The 14,746-nt window shown below is 30.1% G+C and carries 17 protein-coding genes; 12 read left to right on the forward strand and 5 right to left on the reverse strand.

What is annotated here, in order from left to right; genetic code table 11:
* The first annotated feature begins 28 nt into the window (after positions 1-28).
* Genes ACTTBM_RS01890 through ACTTBM_RS01925 form a run of 8 tightly spaced genes read left to right on the forward strand, consistent with a single transcriptional unit; the run spans position 29 to position 6,753 of the window.
* Positions 29-901, forward strand: coding sequence for an S-methyl-5'-thioadenosine phosphorylase (locus ACTTBM_RS01890; protein WP_440634492.1), 873 nt, complete (start codon positions 29-31; stop codon positions 899-901).
* Positions 898-1,968 (forward strand): S-methyl-5-thioribose-1-phosphate isomerase, encoded by a 1,071-nt coding sequence (gene mtnA, locus ACTTBM_RS01895; protein WP_440634493.1) that lies wholly within the window; start codon positions 898-900, stop codon positions 1,966-1,968. Before ACTTBM_RS01890 ends, mtnA begins: the two co-directional genes overlap by 4 nt.
* Positions 1,965-2,600, forward strand: coding sequence for a class II aldolase/adducin family protein (locus ACTTBM_RS01900; protein ID WP_440634494.1), 636 nt, complete (start codon positions 1,965-1,967; stop codon positions 2,598-2,600). The genes mtnA and ACTTBM_RS01900 overlap by 4 nt, the downstream gene beginning before the upstream one ends.
* A complete protein-coding gene (gene speD / locus ACTTBM_RS01905) occupies positions 2,600-3,640 on the forward strand; it encodes an adenosylmethionine decarboxylase (RefSeq protein WP_440634495.1) in 1,041 nt (346 codons plus the stop codon). Before ACTTBM_RS01900 ends, speD begins: the two co-directional genes overlap by 1 nt.
* Positions 3,641-3,697: 57 nt before the next feature.
* The gene (locus ACTTBM_RS01910; protein ID WP_440634496.1) at positions 3,698-4,549 is read left to right on the forward strand and encodes a transporter substrate-binding domain-containing protein; all 852 of its coding nucleotides are present in this window, start codon (positions 3,698-3,700) and stop codon (positions 4,547-4,549) included.
* Between the two features lie 44 nt (positions 4,550-4,593).
* On the forward strand, positions 4,594-5,286 hold the full coding sequence (locus ACTTBM_RS01915; protein WP_440634497.1) for an ABC transporter permease: 693 nt from the start codon (positions 4,594-4,596) through the stop codon (positions 5,284-5,286).
* Positions 5,286-5,963 (forward strand): ABC transporter permease, encoded by a 678-nt coding sequence (locus ACTTBM_RS01920; protein WP_440634498.1) that lies wholly within the window; start codon positions 5,286-5,288, stop codon positions 5,961-5,963. Before ACTTBM_RS01915 ends, ACTTBM_RS01920 begins: the two co-directional genes overlap by 1 nt.
* Position 5,964: 1 nt before the next feature.
* Entirely contained in the window at positions 5,965-6,753 is a 789-nt protein-coding gene (locus tag ACTTBM_RS01925; protein ID WP_440634499.1) for a phytanoyl-CoA dioxygenase family protein, read from the forward strand.
* Here ACTTBM_RS01925 and ACTTBM_RS01930 read toward each other — a convergent pair.
* Positions 6,743-7,132 (reverse strand): DUF6165 family protein, encoded by a 390-nt coding sequence (locus ACTTBM_RS01930; RefSeq protein ID WP_440634500.1) that lies wholly within the window; start codon positions 7,130-7,132, stop codon positions 6,743-6,745. The two genes, ACTTBM_RS01925 and ACTTBM_RS01930, sit on opposite strands and share 11 nt — an antisense overlap.
* Positions 7,133-7,164: 32 nt before the next feature.
* On the opposite strand from ACTTBM_RS01930, the gene ACTTBM_RS01935 reads away from it, so the two are divergent.
* The gene (locus ACTTBM_RS01935; RefSeq protein WP_440634501.1) at positions 7,165-8,106 is read left to right on the forward strand and encodes a glycosyltransferase family 9 protein; all 942 of its coding nucleotides are present in this window, start codon (positions 7,165-7,167) and stop codon (positions 8,104-8,106) included.
* On the opposite strand, the gene ACTTBM_RS01940 is transcribed toward ACTTBM_RS01935, so the two are convergent.
* Positions 8,096-9,169: an AbrB family transcriptional regulator gene (locus ACTTBM_RS01940; protein WP_440634502.1), complete on the reverse strand. Its 1,074-nt coding sequence runs from the start codon at positions 9,167-9,169 to the stop codon at positions 8,096-8,098. The genes ACTTBM_RS01935 and ACTTBM_RS01940 overlap by 11 nt on opposite strands.
* Before the next feature lie 80 nt (positions 9,170-9,249).
* On the opposite strand from ACTTBM_RS01940, the gene ACTTBM_RS01945 reads away from it, so the two are divergent.
* The 3 genes from ACTTBM_RS01945 to ACTTBM_RS01955 are packed head-to-tail and all read left to right on the forward strand — an operon-like array spanning position 9,250 to position 12,225.
* Positions 9,250-10,230 (forward strand): tripartite tricarboxylate transporter substrate binding protein, encoded by a 981-nt coding sequence (locus ACTTBM_RS01945; RefSeq protein WP_440634503.1) that lies wholly within the window; start codon positions 9,250-9,252, stop codon positions 10,228-10,230.
* 28 nt (positions 10,231-10,258) lie between these two features.
* Positions 10,259-10,729 (forward strand): tripartite tricarboxylate transporter TctB family protein, encoded by a 471-nt coding sequence (locus ACTTBM_RS01950; RefSeq protein ID WP_440618295.1) that lies wholly within the window; start codon positions 10,259-10,261, stop codon positions 10,727-10,729.
* On the forward strand, positions 10,726-12,225 hold the full coding sequence (locus tag ACTTBM_RS01955; protein WP_440634504.1) for a tripartite tricarboxylate transporter permease: 1,500 nt from the start codon (positions 10,726-10,728) through the stop codon (positions 12,223-12,225). Before ACTTBM_RS01950 ends, ACTTBM_RS01955 begins: the two co-directional genes overlap by 4 nt.
* On the opposite strand, the gene ACTTBM_RS01960 is transcribed toward ACTTBM_RS01955, so the two are convergent.
* The 3 genes from ACTTBM_RS01960 to ACTTBM_RS01970 are packed head-to-tail and all read right to left on the reverse strand — an operon-like array spanning position 12,222 to position 14,745.
* Positions 12,222-13,112 (reverse strand): DMT family transporter, encoded by an 891-nt coding sequence (locus ACTTBM_RS01960; protein WP_440634505.1) that lies wholly within the window; start codon positions 13,110-13,112, stop codon positions 12,222-12,224. The two genes, ACTTBM_RS01955 and ACTTBM_RS01960, sit on opposite strands and share 4 nt — an antisense overlap.
* Positions 13,109-14,191 (reverse strand): glycosyltransferase family 4 protein, encoded by a 1,083-nt coding sequence (locus ACTTBM_RS01965; protein WP_440634506.1) that lies wholly within the window; start codon positions 14,189-14,191, stop codon positions 13,109-13,111. Before ACTTBM_RS01965 ends, ACTTBM_RS01960 begins: the two co-directional genes overlap by 4 nt.
* A complete protein-coding gene (locus ACTTBM_RS01970; RefSeq protein ID WP_440634507.1) occupies positions 14,191-14,745 on the reverse strand; it encodes a thioredoxin family protein in 555 nt (184 codons plus the stop codon). Before ACTTBM_RS01970 ends, ACTTBM_RS01965 begins: the two co-directional genes overlap by 1 nt.
* Position 14,746: the final 1 nt, after the last annotated feature.

The raw sequence follows: 14,746 nt of genomic DNA on the forward strand, positions 1-14,746 counted from the left end.
TTATTTATAAATAAGTATATTTTAAATTATGACAACAAATAAATTGGCAATAATTGGTGGGAGCGGTCTTTATGATGTTGAAGAATTTACTAACAGAGAATTGTTAGAAATTAATACTCCTTGGGGCAAACCATCTGATCGAATATTAAAAACTAATTATAATAATAAAGAAGTTTATTTTTTACCCAGACATGGGAGAGGACATTTTGTTTCTCCATCGAATATAAATTTTAGAGCAAATATTGATGCACTTAAACAATTAGGTGTAACTGATATTGTTTCAGTTTCAGCTGTAGGATCTTTGAAAGAAGAATTGCCACCTGGAAAATTTGTTATTGTTGATCAATTTATTGACAGAACATTTGCGCGAGTAAAAACTTTTTTTGATGATGAAATTGTTGCCCATGTATCGATGGCACATCCTACATCTAATGGACTAATGAATGCTTGTGAAGACGCAATTAAAATATCCAATATAGAATATCAAAGAAATGGAACTTATGTTGTTATGGAGGGTCCACAATTTTCTACGTTGGCAGAGTCTAATTTATACAGATCTTGGAAAGCAGATGTAATTGGTATGACCAATATGCCTGAAGCAAAACTCGCAAGAGAAGCAGAAATTAGATATGCATCAGTTTCAATGGTTACAGATTTTGATTGTTGGCACCCAGATCATGAAAACGTTGATGTTCAACAAGTAATAAAAGTTTTGTTAGGAAATGCTGAAAAAGCAAAAGTGATGATAAAAAACTTAATTGATAATTTTGAGAGCCATATAGATCCAAATGATCCAACTAATAATTGTTTAGATGTAGCTATTATTACTTCTCCAGAAAAACGAACCCAAAAAACAATAGATAAGCTAAAAACAGTTGCAGGTAGAGTTTTAAGTAAATGAGAATTCAAGGAAAAGAATATCGAACAATATGGTACGAGGATAAGATAGTAAAAATAATTGATCAAACAAAACTTCCACATCAATTTATAATAAAAGATCTTAAATCTGTTGAAGATGCAATCAATGCAATCAAAGTTATGGAGGTTAGAGGCGCTCCTTTAATAGGAGGAACTGCCGCTTATGGGATGGTATTAGCTATTCAGGAGAATACTAATAAAGAATTTATTAATAAAAGTGCAGAGGAATTAATTCAATCAAGACCCACAGCGATAAATTTGAAATGGGCTGTAGATCGTATGATGAAAAAATTATCAGGAATCAATAGCGATCAAATTTTAGATATAGCTTTAAAAGAAGCTAAAGAAATTTGTGATGAGGATGAAAAGTTTTGTGAGAATATAGGTATTAATGGATTAAAAATAATTGAAGAAATCTACAATATGAAAAAAAATACAGTAAATATTTTAACTCATTGTAATGCAGGTTGGTTAGCAACAATTAACTGGGGTACAGCAACTTCGCCCATATATCATGCCCATAAAAAAGGAATTCCAGTTCATGTCTGGGTAGATGAAACAAGACCAAGAAACCAAGGTGCAAATTTAACCTCATATGAGTTAAACGAAGAAGAAATCCCAAATACAATTATTGCTGATAATACTGGAGGTATCTTAATGCAAAGAGGGGAAGTTGATATGTGTATTGTTGGAACAGATAGAACCTTATCAAATGGAGACGTGTGTAATAAAATTGGAACTTATCTAAAAGCTTTAGCTGCACATGATAATAAAGTTCCTTTTTATGTTGCACTTCCAAGTTCAACAATTGATTGGAATATTAAAAATGCAAAAGACATTCCTATTGAGGAAAGGAATTCTGAGGAATTGTCTCATGTTGAGGGCATTGATGAAAACAATCAAGTTAAGAAAGTTTTGATATACCCACAAAAAAGTAAAGCAATGAATTTAGCTTTTGATGTAACTCCTGCAAAATATGTAAGTGGATTAATTACTGAGAGAGGAGTATGTGAAGCTTCCACCAATGGACTAAAAAATTTATTTAAATGAAAAATTTAAGTTCCGAAATTATTCGATATTCAAAGATGCTGAATACAAAAAAATTATCAGCTTTAAGATCTGGAAATATCTCAGTAAGGTATAAAAATGGTTTTTTAATTACCCCGTCTGGAAAAAAATACTCAACTTTAAAAAATAAAGATATAGTTTTTGTTACACTGGATGGTAAGTTTGACAAGAAAAATGGTATTCCTTCTTCAGAATGGAAATTTCATCAAGATATTTATAAAAATAAAAAAGAAGCTAAAGCGATTGTTCACGCTCATTCAACAAATGCAACTGCTGTATCTACTCATAATAAAGGAATCCCATCTTTTCATTATATGGTTGCAATGGCTGGTGGCCATGACATTAAATGTGCAAAATATGCAACCTTTGGAACAAGAGATTTATCTAAAAATATTTTGAGAGCTCTAAAAGGTAGAAAAGCTTGTTTAATTGCAAATCACGGTCAGATTGCATTTGAAGATAATTTACCAAAAGCTTTTGAGTTAGCTGAAGAGGTTGAAAATATATCGCTTCAGTATATAACGAGCCTGAAATTGGGTAAGCCTCGAATTCTTTCTATAGCAGAAATGAATAAAGTTTTATCCAAAGCTAAAAATTATAAAAAGGATAGCTAATGACCAAAGTTGGAGAACATATAACTCTAGACATTATTGGAACTACAAAAGAATACGATCCTTCTGTTTATGAAAAAGTAATTCATGAAATTGCAAAAGCTGCAAAAGTAACAATACTAAATATTTCTAAATATAAATTTGAACCTCAAGGTTTCACAATATTGGCTCTTTTAGCAGAAAGCCATATTAGTTTTCATACATTTCCTGAAAAAGGAATTATTAGTTTTGATTTTTTTACTTGTGGGAAAGTAAGTCCATCAGTTGCAATTGATATAATTAAGAAAGAATTTGAACACACAAGAATTGTTAAAAAAGAATTTAATAGAGATACAAAATCACTTTATCATGACATTTATAGCTCTCTAGGTTTACAAAAATCTTATGTTGTAAATGATGTTTTAGAAGATTTTAAATCTAAAGTTGGTCAACATATTGAAATTTTGGATCTTGAGCAGTTTGGAAAATCATTATTTATAGATGGTGAAATTCAAGTTGCTGCAACCGATGAACATTTATATAGTTCTACATTTGTTGGTTCAGGTTTAAATTTAAACAAAGATAATGAAAGAGCAGCTATCATTGGAGGTGGAGATGGTGGAGTTGCAAGAGAATGTATTTCTAAAAATTTTAATTTTATTGATTGGTATGAGTTAGATCCAGAAGTTGTGGATGTTTGTAATAAACATCTTGGTGATATTGGAAAAAAAGCTACAGAGAAAAATTCAGTTAAATGTGTTTGGGGAGATGCATTTGAAAGTATTAAATCAGTAGCTGATGATACTTACGATCATATTTTTGTTGATCTTAATGATGATCAGTTTTGCATCGATCTTGCAGCAAAAAATATGGACTCATTGGTTAGAATATTAAAACCAAAAGGGGTGATTACTGCTCAAGTTGGTAGTCAGGATAAAAAACCTAAGCAAGTAGATAGCTGGTTAAATGTTTTTAATCAAAATTTTGGTAATGCTAAATTATCTAGAGTTTACATACCAAGTTTTGATTGTGCTTGGAATTTTTCATCATCAATAAATCATTAATTTTTCTTTTTTCTTTCTAAAAATTGTGAAATAATTATTCCAATTAAAGGAGAAAATATGAATATATTCAAAAAAACTATTTTAACAGTTCTAGCTTCTTTTTTGATCATCGGAAATGTTTCTGCTGAGAAAATTAAAATTGGAACTGAAGGTGCTTATCCTCCATGGAATTCAAAAGATGCTTCTGGCAATTTAATTGGGTTTGAGGTTGAGCTAGCTCAAGAGCTTTGCAAAATTATGAAGTATGAGTGTACAATCGTTGAGCAAGATTGGGATGGCATGATACCTGCATTAGTAATGAGAAAATTTGATGCAATCATGGCCGGTATGTCAATCACTGATGAAAGAAAGAAAACAATTACTTTCTCACAAGGTTATGCTGATGAAGTTGCATCTCTTGCTGTAATGAAAGGTTCAAGCTTAGAAGGCATGGATACACCAGAAGGTATAAACTTATCTTTAGGTGGTTCTAGTGTTAAAAAAGCACTTAAAACTCTAACAGATGCTCTTGCTGGAAAAACAGTCTGTACTCAAACAGGTACAATTCACCAAAACTTTTTAGAGTCAGGTGACGTTGGAAGTGTAAATGTTAGAACTTACAAAACTCAAGATGAGGTTAACTTAGATTTAACTTCTGGAAGATGTGATGTTGCATTAGCTGCAGCTGTAGCATTTACAGACTATGCTGATAAATCTGGTAAACCAGTTGTTTTAGTTGGACCAACTTTTTCAGGTGGTGCATTTGGAAATGGAGTTGGTGTTGGAATCAGACAAGCGAGCGATAGCGCTATTGGAAAAAGAGATGCTAAAATCTTAAAAGATTTCAATAAAGCAATTAACAAAGCTAGAAAAAAAGGAATTATTAGCGAACTTGCTATTAAACACTTTGGTTTTGACGCTTCTATGTAATTAATTTTGGATTTGGCGACTATAATATATAGTCGCCAATCTATATGGAACTTCTTGCATTTGGAAAAACAGGTTGGGGTGACGAGTTATTTTATGCCACTCTAATGACAGTTGCTGTATCTGTTACAGCAATGTTAGTTGGTTTTCTTTTTGCATTAATTTTTACTCCGCTTAAACTTTCAAAATACAAAACACTAAATTTTGTAGGTAATTTTTACACGACAGTAATAAGAGGTGTGCCAGAACTATTAGTAATATATTTATTATTTTTTGGCGGGAGTGGTGCAATCATGTATGTTGCATCAATATTTGGTTATTACGAGTATATAGAGATTAATGCATTTATTACTGGCTCTGTTGCTATTGGCATAATTTCAGGAGCTTATTCAACAGAAGTTTTTAGAGGAGCAATACAATCAATTGATAAAGGGCAGTTTGAGGCTGCTAAAGTTTTAGGAATAAATAAGTTTGGTCAATTCTATAAAATAATTTTTCCTCAAATGTTAAGACTGGCAATTCCAAATTTAAGTAATGTTTGGCAAATTACTTTAAAGGATACTTCTTTAATATCTGTAACAGGATTAGTTGAAATCATGAGACAATCTTATGTTGCTGCTGGATCTACGAGAGATCCATTATTTTTTTATTCTTTTGCTGCAGTTTTATATTTGTTGCTCACTTACATAAGTATGAAGTTAATTAATAAATTAGAAGTCAAATATAGTAGAGGTTATTAATGGATTTTGATTTAATGATCACTAGTTTTCCAAAACTATTAGGAGCAACTGTTATTACTTTAAAACTTTTATCAGCTTCTTTATTTTTTGGATTATTTCTTGGATTATTTTTTGCAATTTTAAGACTAAATAAAAATATATTTATTAATAAATTTGCTTATGGATATTCTTATGTTTTCAGGGGAACCCCTTTATTAGTTCAAATTTTTATTATCTACTTTGGTCTAGGACAAATTGAATATTTAAGATCAACAATTTTATGGGTTGTTTTAAAAGAACCTTATTGGTGTGCAATTATTGCTTTTACATTAAATACAGGGGCTTATACCTCTGAAATATTGAGATCTGCATTTCAAACCATAAAACCTGGAGTTATTGAAGCTGGAAAAAGTTTAGGTATTTCAAATAAAATTATATTTTATAAAATTCAAATACCTATTGCGATTAGGCAATCACTTCCCGCATATGGAAATGAAATAATTTTAATGATGAAAGGTACTTCATTAGCAAGCACTGTAACACTAATGGATTTAACTGGTGTTGCAAAATACATTATATCAACAACATTTAAGCCTATCGAAGTATTTATTGTAGCTGGTGGAATATATTTGTTTATGACTTTTGTTATTCATAATGTGATTAAGTATTTAGAAAAAAAATATAGCTTCCAACAATAAAATGTATCTTTCTCAAAAACAGATTGATGATTATCAAAATCTTGGTGCAATAATTATTAAAGATATATTTAAAGATTGGATTGAACCATTAAAAAGTGGATTTCAAAAAGTTTTAGACAATCCAAGTCAACATGGAAGGGAGAATGTTGGAGAAAATAAGGGAAGGTTTTTTGAAGATTATTGCAATTGGGAAAGAATAAAAGAATTTAAAGATTGTATGTTTAATTCTCCTGCAGCTCAAATAGTTGCTGAGGCTACAAATTCAAAATCTATACAAATTTTTCATGATCATCTTTTTATTAAAGATCCAGGAACAAATAAAGAAACACCTTGGCATCAAGATATGCCGTATTACTGTGTTGATGGAAATGATACAGGCAGTTTTTGGATACCATTAGATGAAGTAAATAAAGAAAATAATCTTAAATTAATTTTAAGATCACATAAATGGCAAAAACTTTTAAGACCTACTAAATGGTCTAATGATCAACCTTGGTATGAAGATGATAGTTCTTTTATGTGTCTTCCAAAAAAAGAGGAATTTGAAAAAAATATATTAATACCTGAACTAAAATTAGGTGATGCAGTTTTGTTTAATTTTAAAACTGTTCATGGTTCCACAGGAAATCAAAGCTCTCGATCCCGAAGAGCATTCTCAATGAGATTTATAGGTGAGGATGTTACTTTTGCTGAAAGAGGCGGTCCAACATCACCACCGTTTGATGGAATTAATTTGAAATCAGGAGATCGGATGAGAGAGGATTGGTTTCCAAAAGTTTTTAGTAACTAGTATACTCTTTAATTTCTTTAATTGCAGAGCCAGTATGGTTATTCATTTCCAGTTTTATTTTTGCACGATCATCATTTAAAAAATGAACATCTCTAGAAAGTTTTATGAATTTTTCTCCAAAATCTTTATTTTTTTCACAATCTCTTTTGTCATCTTCGATAACCCAAAGTTTGGCATTTATATCTTTTAAGTCTTGAAATAATTTTTCTAGTTTCTCATCAGACTTAACATTTTTTTCTAACTGATTTTTAAGAATAGAATGCTCATTGTTTATAAAACTTAATTTTTCTGGGTCTTTAATTTTATCTTGTTTGATTTCTAATATTGAAATCTTGTCTAAAAGTTCACCAACAGAAACCTCGACTATAATTTTATTCATAAAACTTTATACTATGTTAAGTTGTTAGAAATATGTCTAATATTTTAATTATTAAACACGGATCTTTAGGCGATATAGCTCAAGCATGTGGGGCAATTCAAGATATTTCTGAAAATCATAAAGGGGATCAAATTCATCTATTAACAACAAAACCTTATTTTGAACTATCTAAAAAAAACCCACATATTTCAAATGTTATTCTTGATAAGAGATTGTCAAAGATTAACTTAATTTATTTATATTTACTAATGAGAGAGATTAAAAAATATAATTTCTCAAAAGTTTATGATCTTCAAAATTCTAGCAGAACATCATTTTACAAAAATATATTATTTCCTAAAGCGGATAAAACCATCTGGTGTTCAACAGAAACAACTCTTCCAGAAGGAAAAACTAAAAAGGATTTTGATAAAGACTCTGTTCTTTCAAGATTTGATCATCAGTTAAAATCTTCAGGAATTAATACCAATCATACAATGAAACCAGATTTTTCATGGAGTACAGTTGATATTTCAGAAATAAAAAAAAGTTATGAACTAGATAAATACATAATACTTTTTCCTTTTTGCTCACCTCATTTAACTTCAAAGAAATGGCCTTACTATAACGATCTAATCTCTATGATTAATAAAAAATTCGAAAATAAATTTAAAGTGGTTACTGCACCTGGGCCAAATGAAATTAAAGATGCAAAAAATATAAATGCTTTATGTATTTTAGATAATGGTAAAGCTTTAAATATTTCACAATTATCTGGATTAATTAAAGATAGTTCGTTTGTGGTTGCTAATGATACTGGACCTGCTCATATAACAGCGCATTTAGGATCAAAAGGAATTGCTGTATTTGGTTCACACACAACTCCTTTTAAAGTGAGTATTGAAAGAGAAAACTTTAAAGCAATACAAGCCCCTGAATTATCAAAACTTTCAGCAGAAAAAGTTTTTGAAAGACTTTCTGAAATTATTTCTTAATTTTTTCTAAAACTCTTAAAAATATTGGAACTGTAAAAAGTATAAAAAGTAATCTTATTATATGGTGAAAAGCAACAAAGTCTGGGTCCAAATCAAAAGCAATTGCTATAACTGCCACTTCATAAATTCCTCCAGGACTAAAAGATAATATTAAAGTTAAAATATTTGTATCAACAAAGAATGTTGCAACGTATGCAGCAAGTAAGCCCAATGTAACCAGTATTACTGTCGCCACAATACTATGTAGTGAATTGTTTGCAATTTCCTTCACTGTTTTTTCAGCAAATCTACATCCGACAGAAGAGCCAAGAATTAGCAGACAAAAATTTATCGTTTCATCTGGCAATTTATATGAGGCTACATCTGTAATTTGTAATAGGCCGCTTGCAAATAATGTTCCTGATAATAAGGCTGCTGGCACTCTAATTTTCTCAAAAACAAAAATAAAAAATAAAGATGCAATAATAAGTAAAATTAAATTTAAATGATTTTGAGCCAAGTAATTAAATTCACCATTTAATAAAACATTATTGTCAGTATTGTTTACGATAATAAGTGGAATTACAGTTATAATAATGATCAATCTAATTAAGTGAGAAGTTGCAACTTGAGATAAATCCGTTTTTTCATTTTCTGCTAAAATCATTAATGGACCTAAAGCACCTGGAGCAGCAGAAAATATAGAGGCTTTGTTACCGTAATTTGCAAATTTTTGCAGATACTTAGCAACAACTAGAATACAGATTATTATGTAAATTAACATAATCAGAGATGTCCAAATCCAATTAATCATTTGGTTAAATAGATTTTGATCTATGTAATTTCCAATATGCAAACCTAAAATAATTAGAATAAAGCTCAAAACAATTTTAGGCATAATGATTTTTATTCCTGATAAAGCAGCAATTGATGTGATAATCATTGGGCCTAAAAACCAAGCAAGTGGAATATTGAATTGTTCTGCAATTATTGCACTTGGTACACTTATCAAAAAAACAGTTATAAATTTTAATGTAAATAACTGAGACAAATTTTCTTTAATTTTCTGTATTGATGAATTCATCTTTAAATTTCTATATGATTGACACTACTTTATATTAAATGTTTAATATAATTTAATTAATAAACAAGAAGAGAGGTATTATGAGTAATTTTAAAAAATTATTTTCAGTATTATTCTCAGCAATCTTACTATTCTCAGCAACAACTACTAGCTCAGTAGCAATTGATAAATTGCACTTTGTAATCGGTGGTGGTGCTGGTGGTGGTTGGGATGGAACTGCTAGAGGTACTGGAGAAGCTTTAACAAAAGCTGGTATGCTAAAAAGCGCATCATTTGAAAATATGTCAGGTGGTGGTGGTGGTAAAGCACTTGCTTACATGATTAATACTAAACCTGCTAATACAGTGTTAGTTCAATCTACACCATTAGTATTAAGATCAATTACTAGACACGAAGGTTATGTAAAAGGTAGTGGAACTTTATCTTATAAAGATGTTGTGCCGATTGCAGGTGTTATTGGTGACTACGGTGCTATTGCAGTTGCAAAAAACTCACCTTACAAAAACTTTAAAGATGTAGTTGATGCATACAAAAAAGATCCAAGCTCAATTAAAATGGCTGGTGGATCAGTAAGAGGAAGTATGGACCATTTAATTGGTGCTTTAGCATTCCAAGCTGCGGGTGCAGATCCAAATGCTGTTGCATACATTCCTTATGATGCTGGTGGAAAAGCTTTAGCTGGACTTTTATCTGGAGAAACTCAAATCATTTCAACTGGTTTAGGTGAATTGATGGGTGCAAGAGATCAAGTAACAATTATTGGTATTACTGCTCCTTCAAGAGTTTCTGATGCACCAGATGCACCAACTCTTAAAGAACAGGGTTATGATGTGCAATTCGTTAACTGGAGAGGTTTCTTTGGCCCTCCAGGTATGAGCAATTCTGATAAAGCGGCAATTGCAAAAATGCTTGGCGATGTACAAAAAACTCCTGAATGGGAAACAGTAAGAGCAAGAAATGCTTGGGTTAATATTTATAATCCTGAAGGTAAGTTTGTTTCTTTCTTAGAAAAACAAACTGAAGAAATGACAGCTCTTATGAAAAAACTAGGAGTAATCTAACCTTTGGTTAGAAATTAAAATTAGAGCAGTGAATATAAATACTACTAAAATTATATCACTGCTCTTTTTTGTTTTTTCTGCATTCTATTTATATTTAGCTTATCAAATTCAAGTTTTTACATTTGATGAAAATGCTCCATTTAATGCTAGAACATTTCCAATTTATTTAGGTTATGCAGGATTATTTTTTTCTGGATTAAAACTTATTTTACCAGACCCAAATACAATTAAAGTAGAGCATAAAAATTTAGAGTATAAAAAAACTGGTATACTTATACTGATTGCAATTATTTACGGAGCTACAATTTTAAAAGTTGGTTATTTTTTAACCACTTCATTATTTTTATTTGCTTCATATTATTTTTTAGGAGAACGAAGGTGGATTTTAATGTTTTTATTATCCTTTCCATTTGTTGCTGCCTTTATGTATTTGCTTCATGGTATCCTTGATATTTATTTAAGAGATCCATTTCTACAACTAATTGGAGTGATGGGATGATTGAAGGAATACTAATTGGATTAACGACAGCACTTACACTCCAAAACATACTAATGGTTATGGTTGGTTGTTTTTTTGGAACAATCATTGGAATGCTTCCTGGTCTTGGTCCAATGACTGCAATAGCTTTAATGATACCTATTACATATGGTTTTGAACCCGCAACTGGATTAATTTTAATGGCTGGAGTTTATTATGGAGCAGTATTTGGAGGTTCAACTTCTTCAATATTATTAAATGCCCCCGGTGTTCCAGGAACAGTTGCAACTTCATTTGATGGTTATCCAATGGCACAGCAAGGAAAAGCTGGAAAAGCTTTAGCTATTGCAGCATGGAGTTCATTTGCTGGTGGAACGTTATCTGCAATTTATTTATTATTTATGGCACCAAGCTTATCTAAAATAAGCTTATCTTTTAGATCTCCTGATTATTTTGCTTTAATGATTTTAGGTTTAACGGCTATTGCAGCTTTTTCATCTAAGGGACAATTTTTAAAAGCAATGATGATGGTTGTTCTAGGTTTAATGTTAGCTTCAGTTGGTCAAGATAGTTTGTCTGATATTACAAGATATACATTTAATAATATGAACTTAACTGATGGTATTAGCTTCGTGTTAGTTGTGATGGCAACTTTTGCGATGAGTGAAGCTTTAACAATTATTTTAAAGAGAAATGATCCAACAACTGCTGCTAAACAAGTTTCTTTAACTGAACTTGGTTCAATTAAAATCAATAAAGAAGAACGAACTAAAATGTATAAAACAATTCCAAGATCATCAGTAATTGGTTTTTTAATTGGTGTTTTACCTGGAGCTGGTGCAACAATTGCATCCTTTTTAGCTTATGGAATGGAACGAAATGTAGTTAGTGATGAAGAAAAAGAAAAATTTGGTAAGGGAAGTGTAAATGGTTTATCTGCACCAGAAACTGCAAACAATGCTGCTTGCTCAGGTTCTTTTGTGCCAATGCTTACTTTAGGAATTCCTGGGAGTGGAACTACTGCTGTAATGCTAGGGGCTCTTTTAGGTTTTGGTGTTCAGCCTGGTCCTAGACTTTATATGACTAATCCAGAGATTTTTTGGTCAATAATTATGTCTATGTATATTGGAATGGTAATTCTTCTTATATTAAACTTACCACTCATCCCCTATATAGCTAGAATTCTTGCTGTTCCTAAAAATTACTTAATTCCTTTAATTTTATTTTTCTCTGTCACTGGGATTTACGTAATGTCATTTAATAATTTCGATATTTATTTAATGATTGGAATTGCAGTAGTTGCAACGTTTTTAAGATTATATGATTTCCCTATGCCACCTTTGATATTAGCTTTTGTACTTGGTGGATTGATGGAAGAAAATCTTAGAAGATCTTTGTTATTAAGTAATGGTTCGTGGGAATTTTTGTGGGACAGAACATTAACCGCATGTATTCTTGCTACTACAATTTTAATTGTAGTTTGGCATATTTACAAAACTTTTAAGAAGAAAAATTAAGATTTAATATCTATTCGTTTTCTAATTATTTCTTTATTAAGTTTCATTTCACGATAAGAAATAATGAAAACTCCTAAAAATATAATACTAGCACCAATCCAAGTGAAGAGATCAGGGATTTCGCTAAACACAAAGTAACCAATCAGAGATGCAAATACTAAACTTAGAAAAGAATAGGGTTGTGTCATGCTTACATCAACTAATTTATAAGCATGATTAATACAAAGATGCAACAATGTGCCAGATAGACCTGCAAAAAATAAATAAATCAAAGTTTGTAAACTAGGTGTTTGCCAATAAAACAATGCAATAATGAAACTAAAAATAGTCATATAACAGTAACCATAAGATAAAATTGTAATCGAACTATCGTCTTTTGTTATAGTTTTTGTAATTATAATTACTATTGACCACATAAAAGAAGATGCCAGTGCCATATACACTCCAATAGAGATGTCAATAATACCTGGTCTTAAAATTACCAGCATACCAATAAATCCTAAAACCAGTGCAAAACTTCTGTAGATATAAATTTTTTCTCCAAGAAACAAAACAGCCAAAATAGTTACTATGAAGGGAACAACAAAAGATATTGCAGTAGCTTTTTCAATTGGCATCATTGTTAAAGCTGAGAAATATAAAAGCATTGAAGGTAAGTTTAAAATTGCTCTAAGAAAATGTTTTTTATGATGATTTGAATTAAAAACTGCAAACTTAGTTTTTAACATATAAGGAAAAATAATTAGGAAACCAAATAAAAATCTAAAAAAACCTGCTACATAAACATTAACTTCCTCTTGTGCTAATTTTAAAAAGGTTAACATTAATGTTCCACAAAAAACTGAGATTATAATTAAAAAAATTGCTAATTTATTGTTCGAAATCAATTTAGTATCTTTTTGTATTCTTCAATTATTTTTGACCATTGAAATTTATTCACAAATTCTTTTGCATTTTTTCCATGTTCTAAATATTTTTTATTTTCTAACATTAAGTTAATTGAAGAATAAATATCATCCAGATTATTTCCATCACAAATTAAACCAGTTTTTTCATGATCTATTGCATCTGCCGCACCTCCATCTTTACCGCCTATAGATGGTACACCGTATTGTGCTGCTTCAACATATGCAATTCCAAACCCTTCAACAGATTTTTTATGAATTATAGAAGGCATTACAAATAAATTTGATTTAGCGATTAGTGCATTTTTTAAATCATCACTTATACCTTTAAAAAACATTACTTGTTCTTCTAAATTTAATTCTTTTACTAATTTTTTAATATTTTCTTCTTCATCACCGTATCCAATACAAATGTAGACAATATCTGGGTAAATTTGTTTTAGATTTCTAAGAGCCATCACTATTTTTTCATGATTTTTTCTTTTATCAAATCTTGAAACAGTAATTAATCTTGGCATTTTAACTTTAAGTAAGCTTTCAACTTTTTCTAATGATTTTTTGTTTAATTCTTGAGCTGGATCAACACCAGGATTAATTACAATAATTTTATTTTCATTAACCCCACATTCAATAGCAAGGTTTTTGGTATATTGTGAGTTAGCAATAACTTTTTCTACATTATTAAGAACATTCAAAACTCTTTTATTTTGACTTGATCCTTTAGGATGATTGATCTCTTTGCTATGAATAAGACAATATTTTTTTTTGAAGGTTTTAATTAATTCTAAACTTTTCCAATGATCTCCAATTATTCCTTCAACCTTATTTTCTTTGATAAATTCATTAATTAATTGAGCTTTTCTATATTTTCTAAGAAGTTTTATTCCACCAACTCTTTCAATTGAAAATGAAGCTTGTTCATCAAAATCTTTATGATTATCAATATAATCTGCAAACACTTTTATCATAAAGTTTTTAGATAACTCTCTTGATAAACCCCATATCAAGCTTTGCATTCCACCTAGTTCAGGAGGAAAAGATCTAGTAACAATTAAATACATTAATTATTTTTCCACTTTATACTACAGCCAGCACTAGGAATTTGGTCTTTAGGACCTTCACCTGTTTCAGCAATTTGCTTCATAGCTTTTAACAAATCACTTTCACCTTCTTTAACAGGTATAAGATTTTTCAACTCTCTTAATCTTCCACGATATTGAAGTTCTAAATTTTTATTATATCCAAAAAAATCCGGTGTACAGACAGCATCATATGCTTTTGCGATATTTTGTGTTTCATCGTTTAAGTAGGGAAAATTAAAATTGTTATCTTTAGAAAATTTAATCATATTTTCAAAAGAGTCTTCTGGATAATTCTCAGCATCATTTGCACAGATTGCAACTGAATTTATTCCAATTTTTTTTAATTCATTACAATCTTCAACTATTTCTTTTGTAACTGCTTTTACATATGGACAATGATTGCAAATAAACATTATCAAAGTTCCATTTTCTCCCTTGATATCCTCTAACGAAAGAATTTTATTATCTGTTGATTTTAATTCAAATGGAATAGCTTTTTGACCAAAATCACATATTGGAGTTTGTATTGGCATA

Origin of the sequence: Candidatus Pelagibacter sp. HIMB1746 (genome assembly GCF_052047555.1) — a bacterium.
Taxonomy (GTDB): domain Bacteria; phylum Pseudomonadota; class Alphaproteobacteria; order Pelagibacterales; family Pelagibacteraceae; genus Pelagibacter.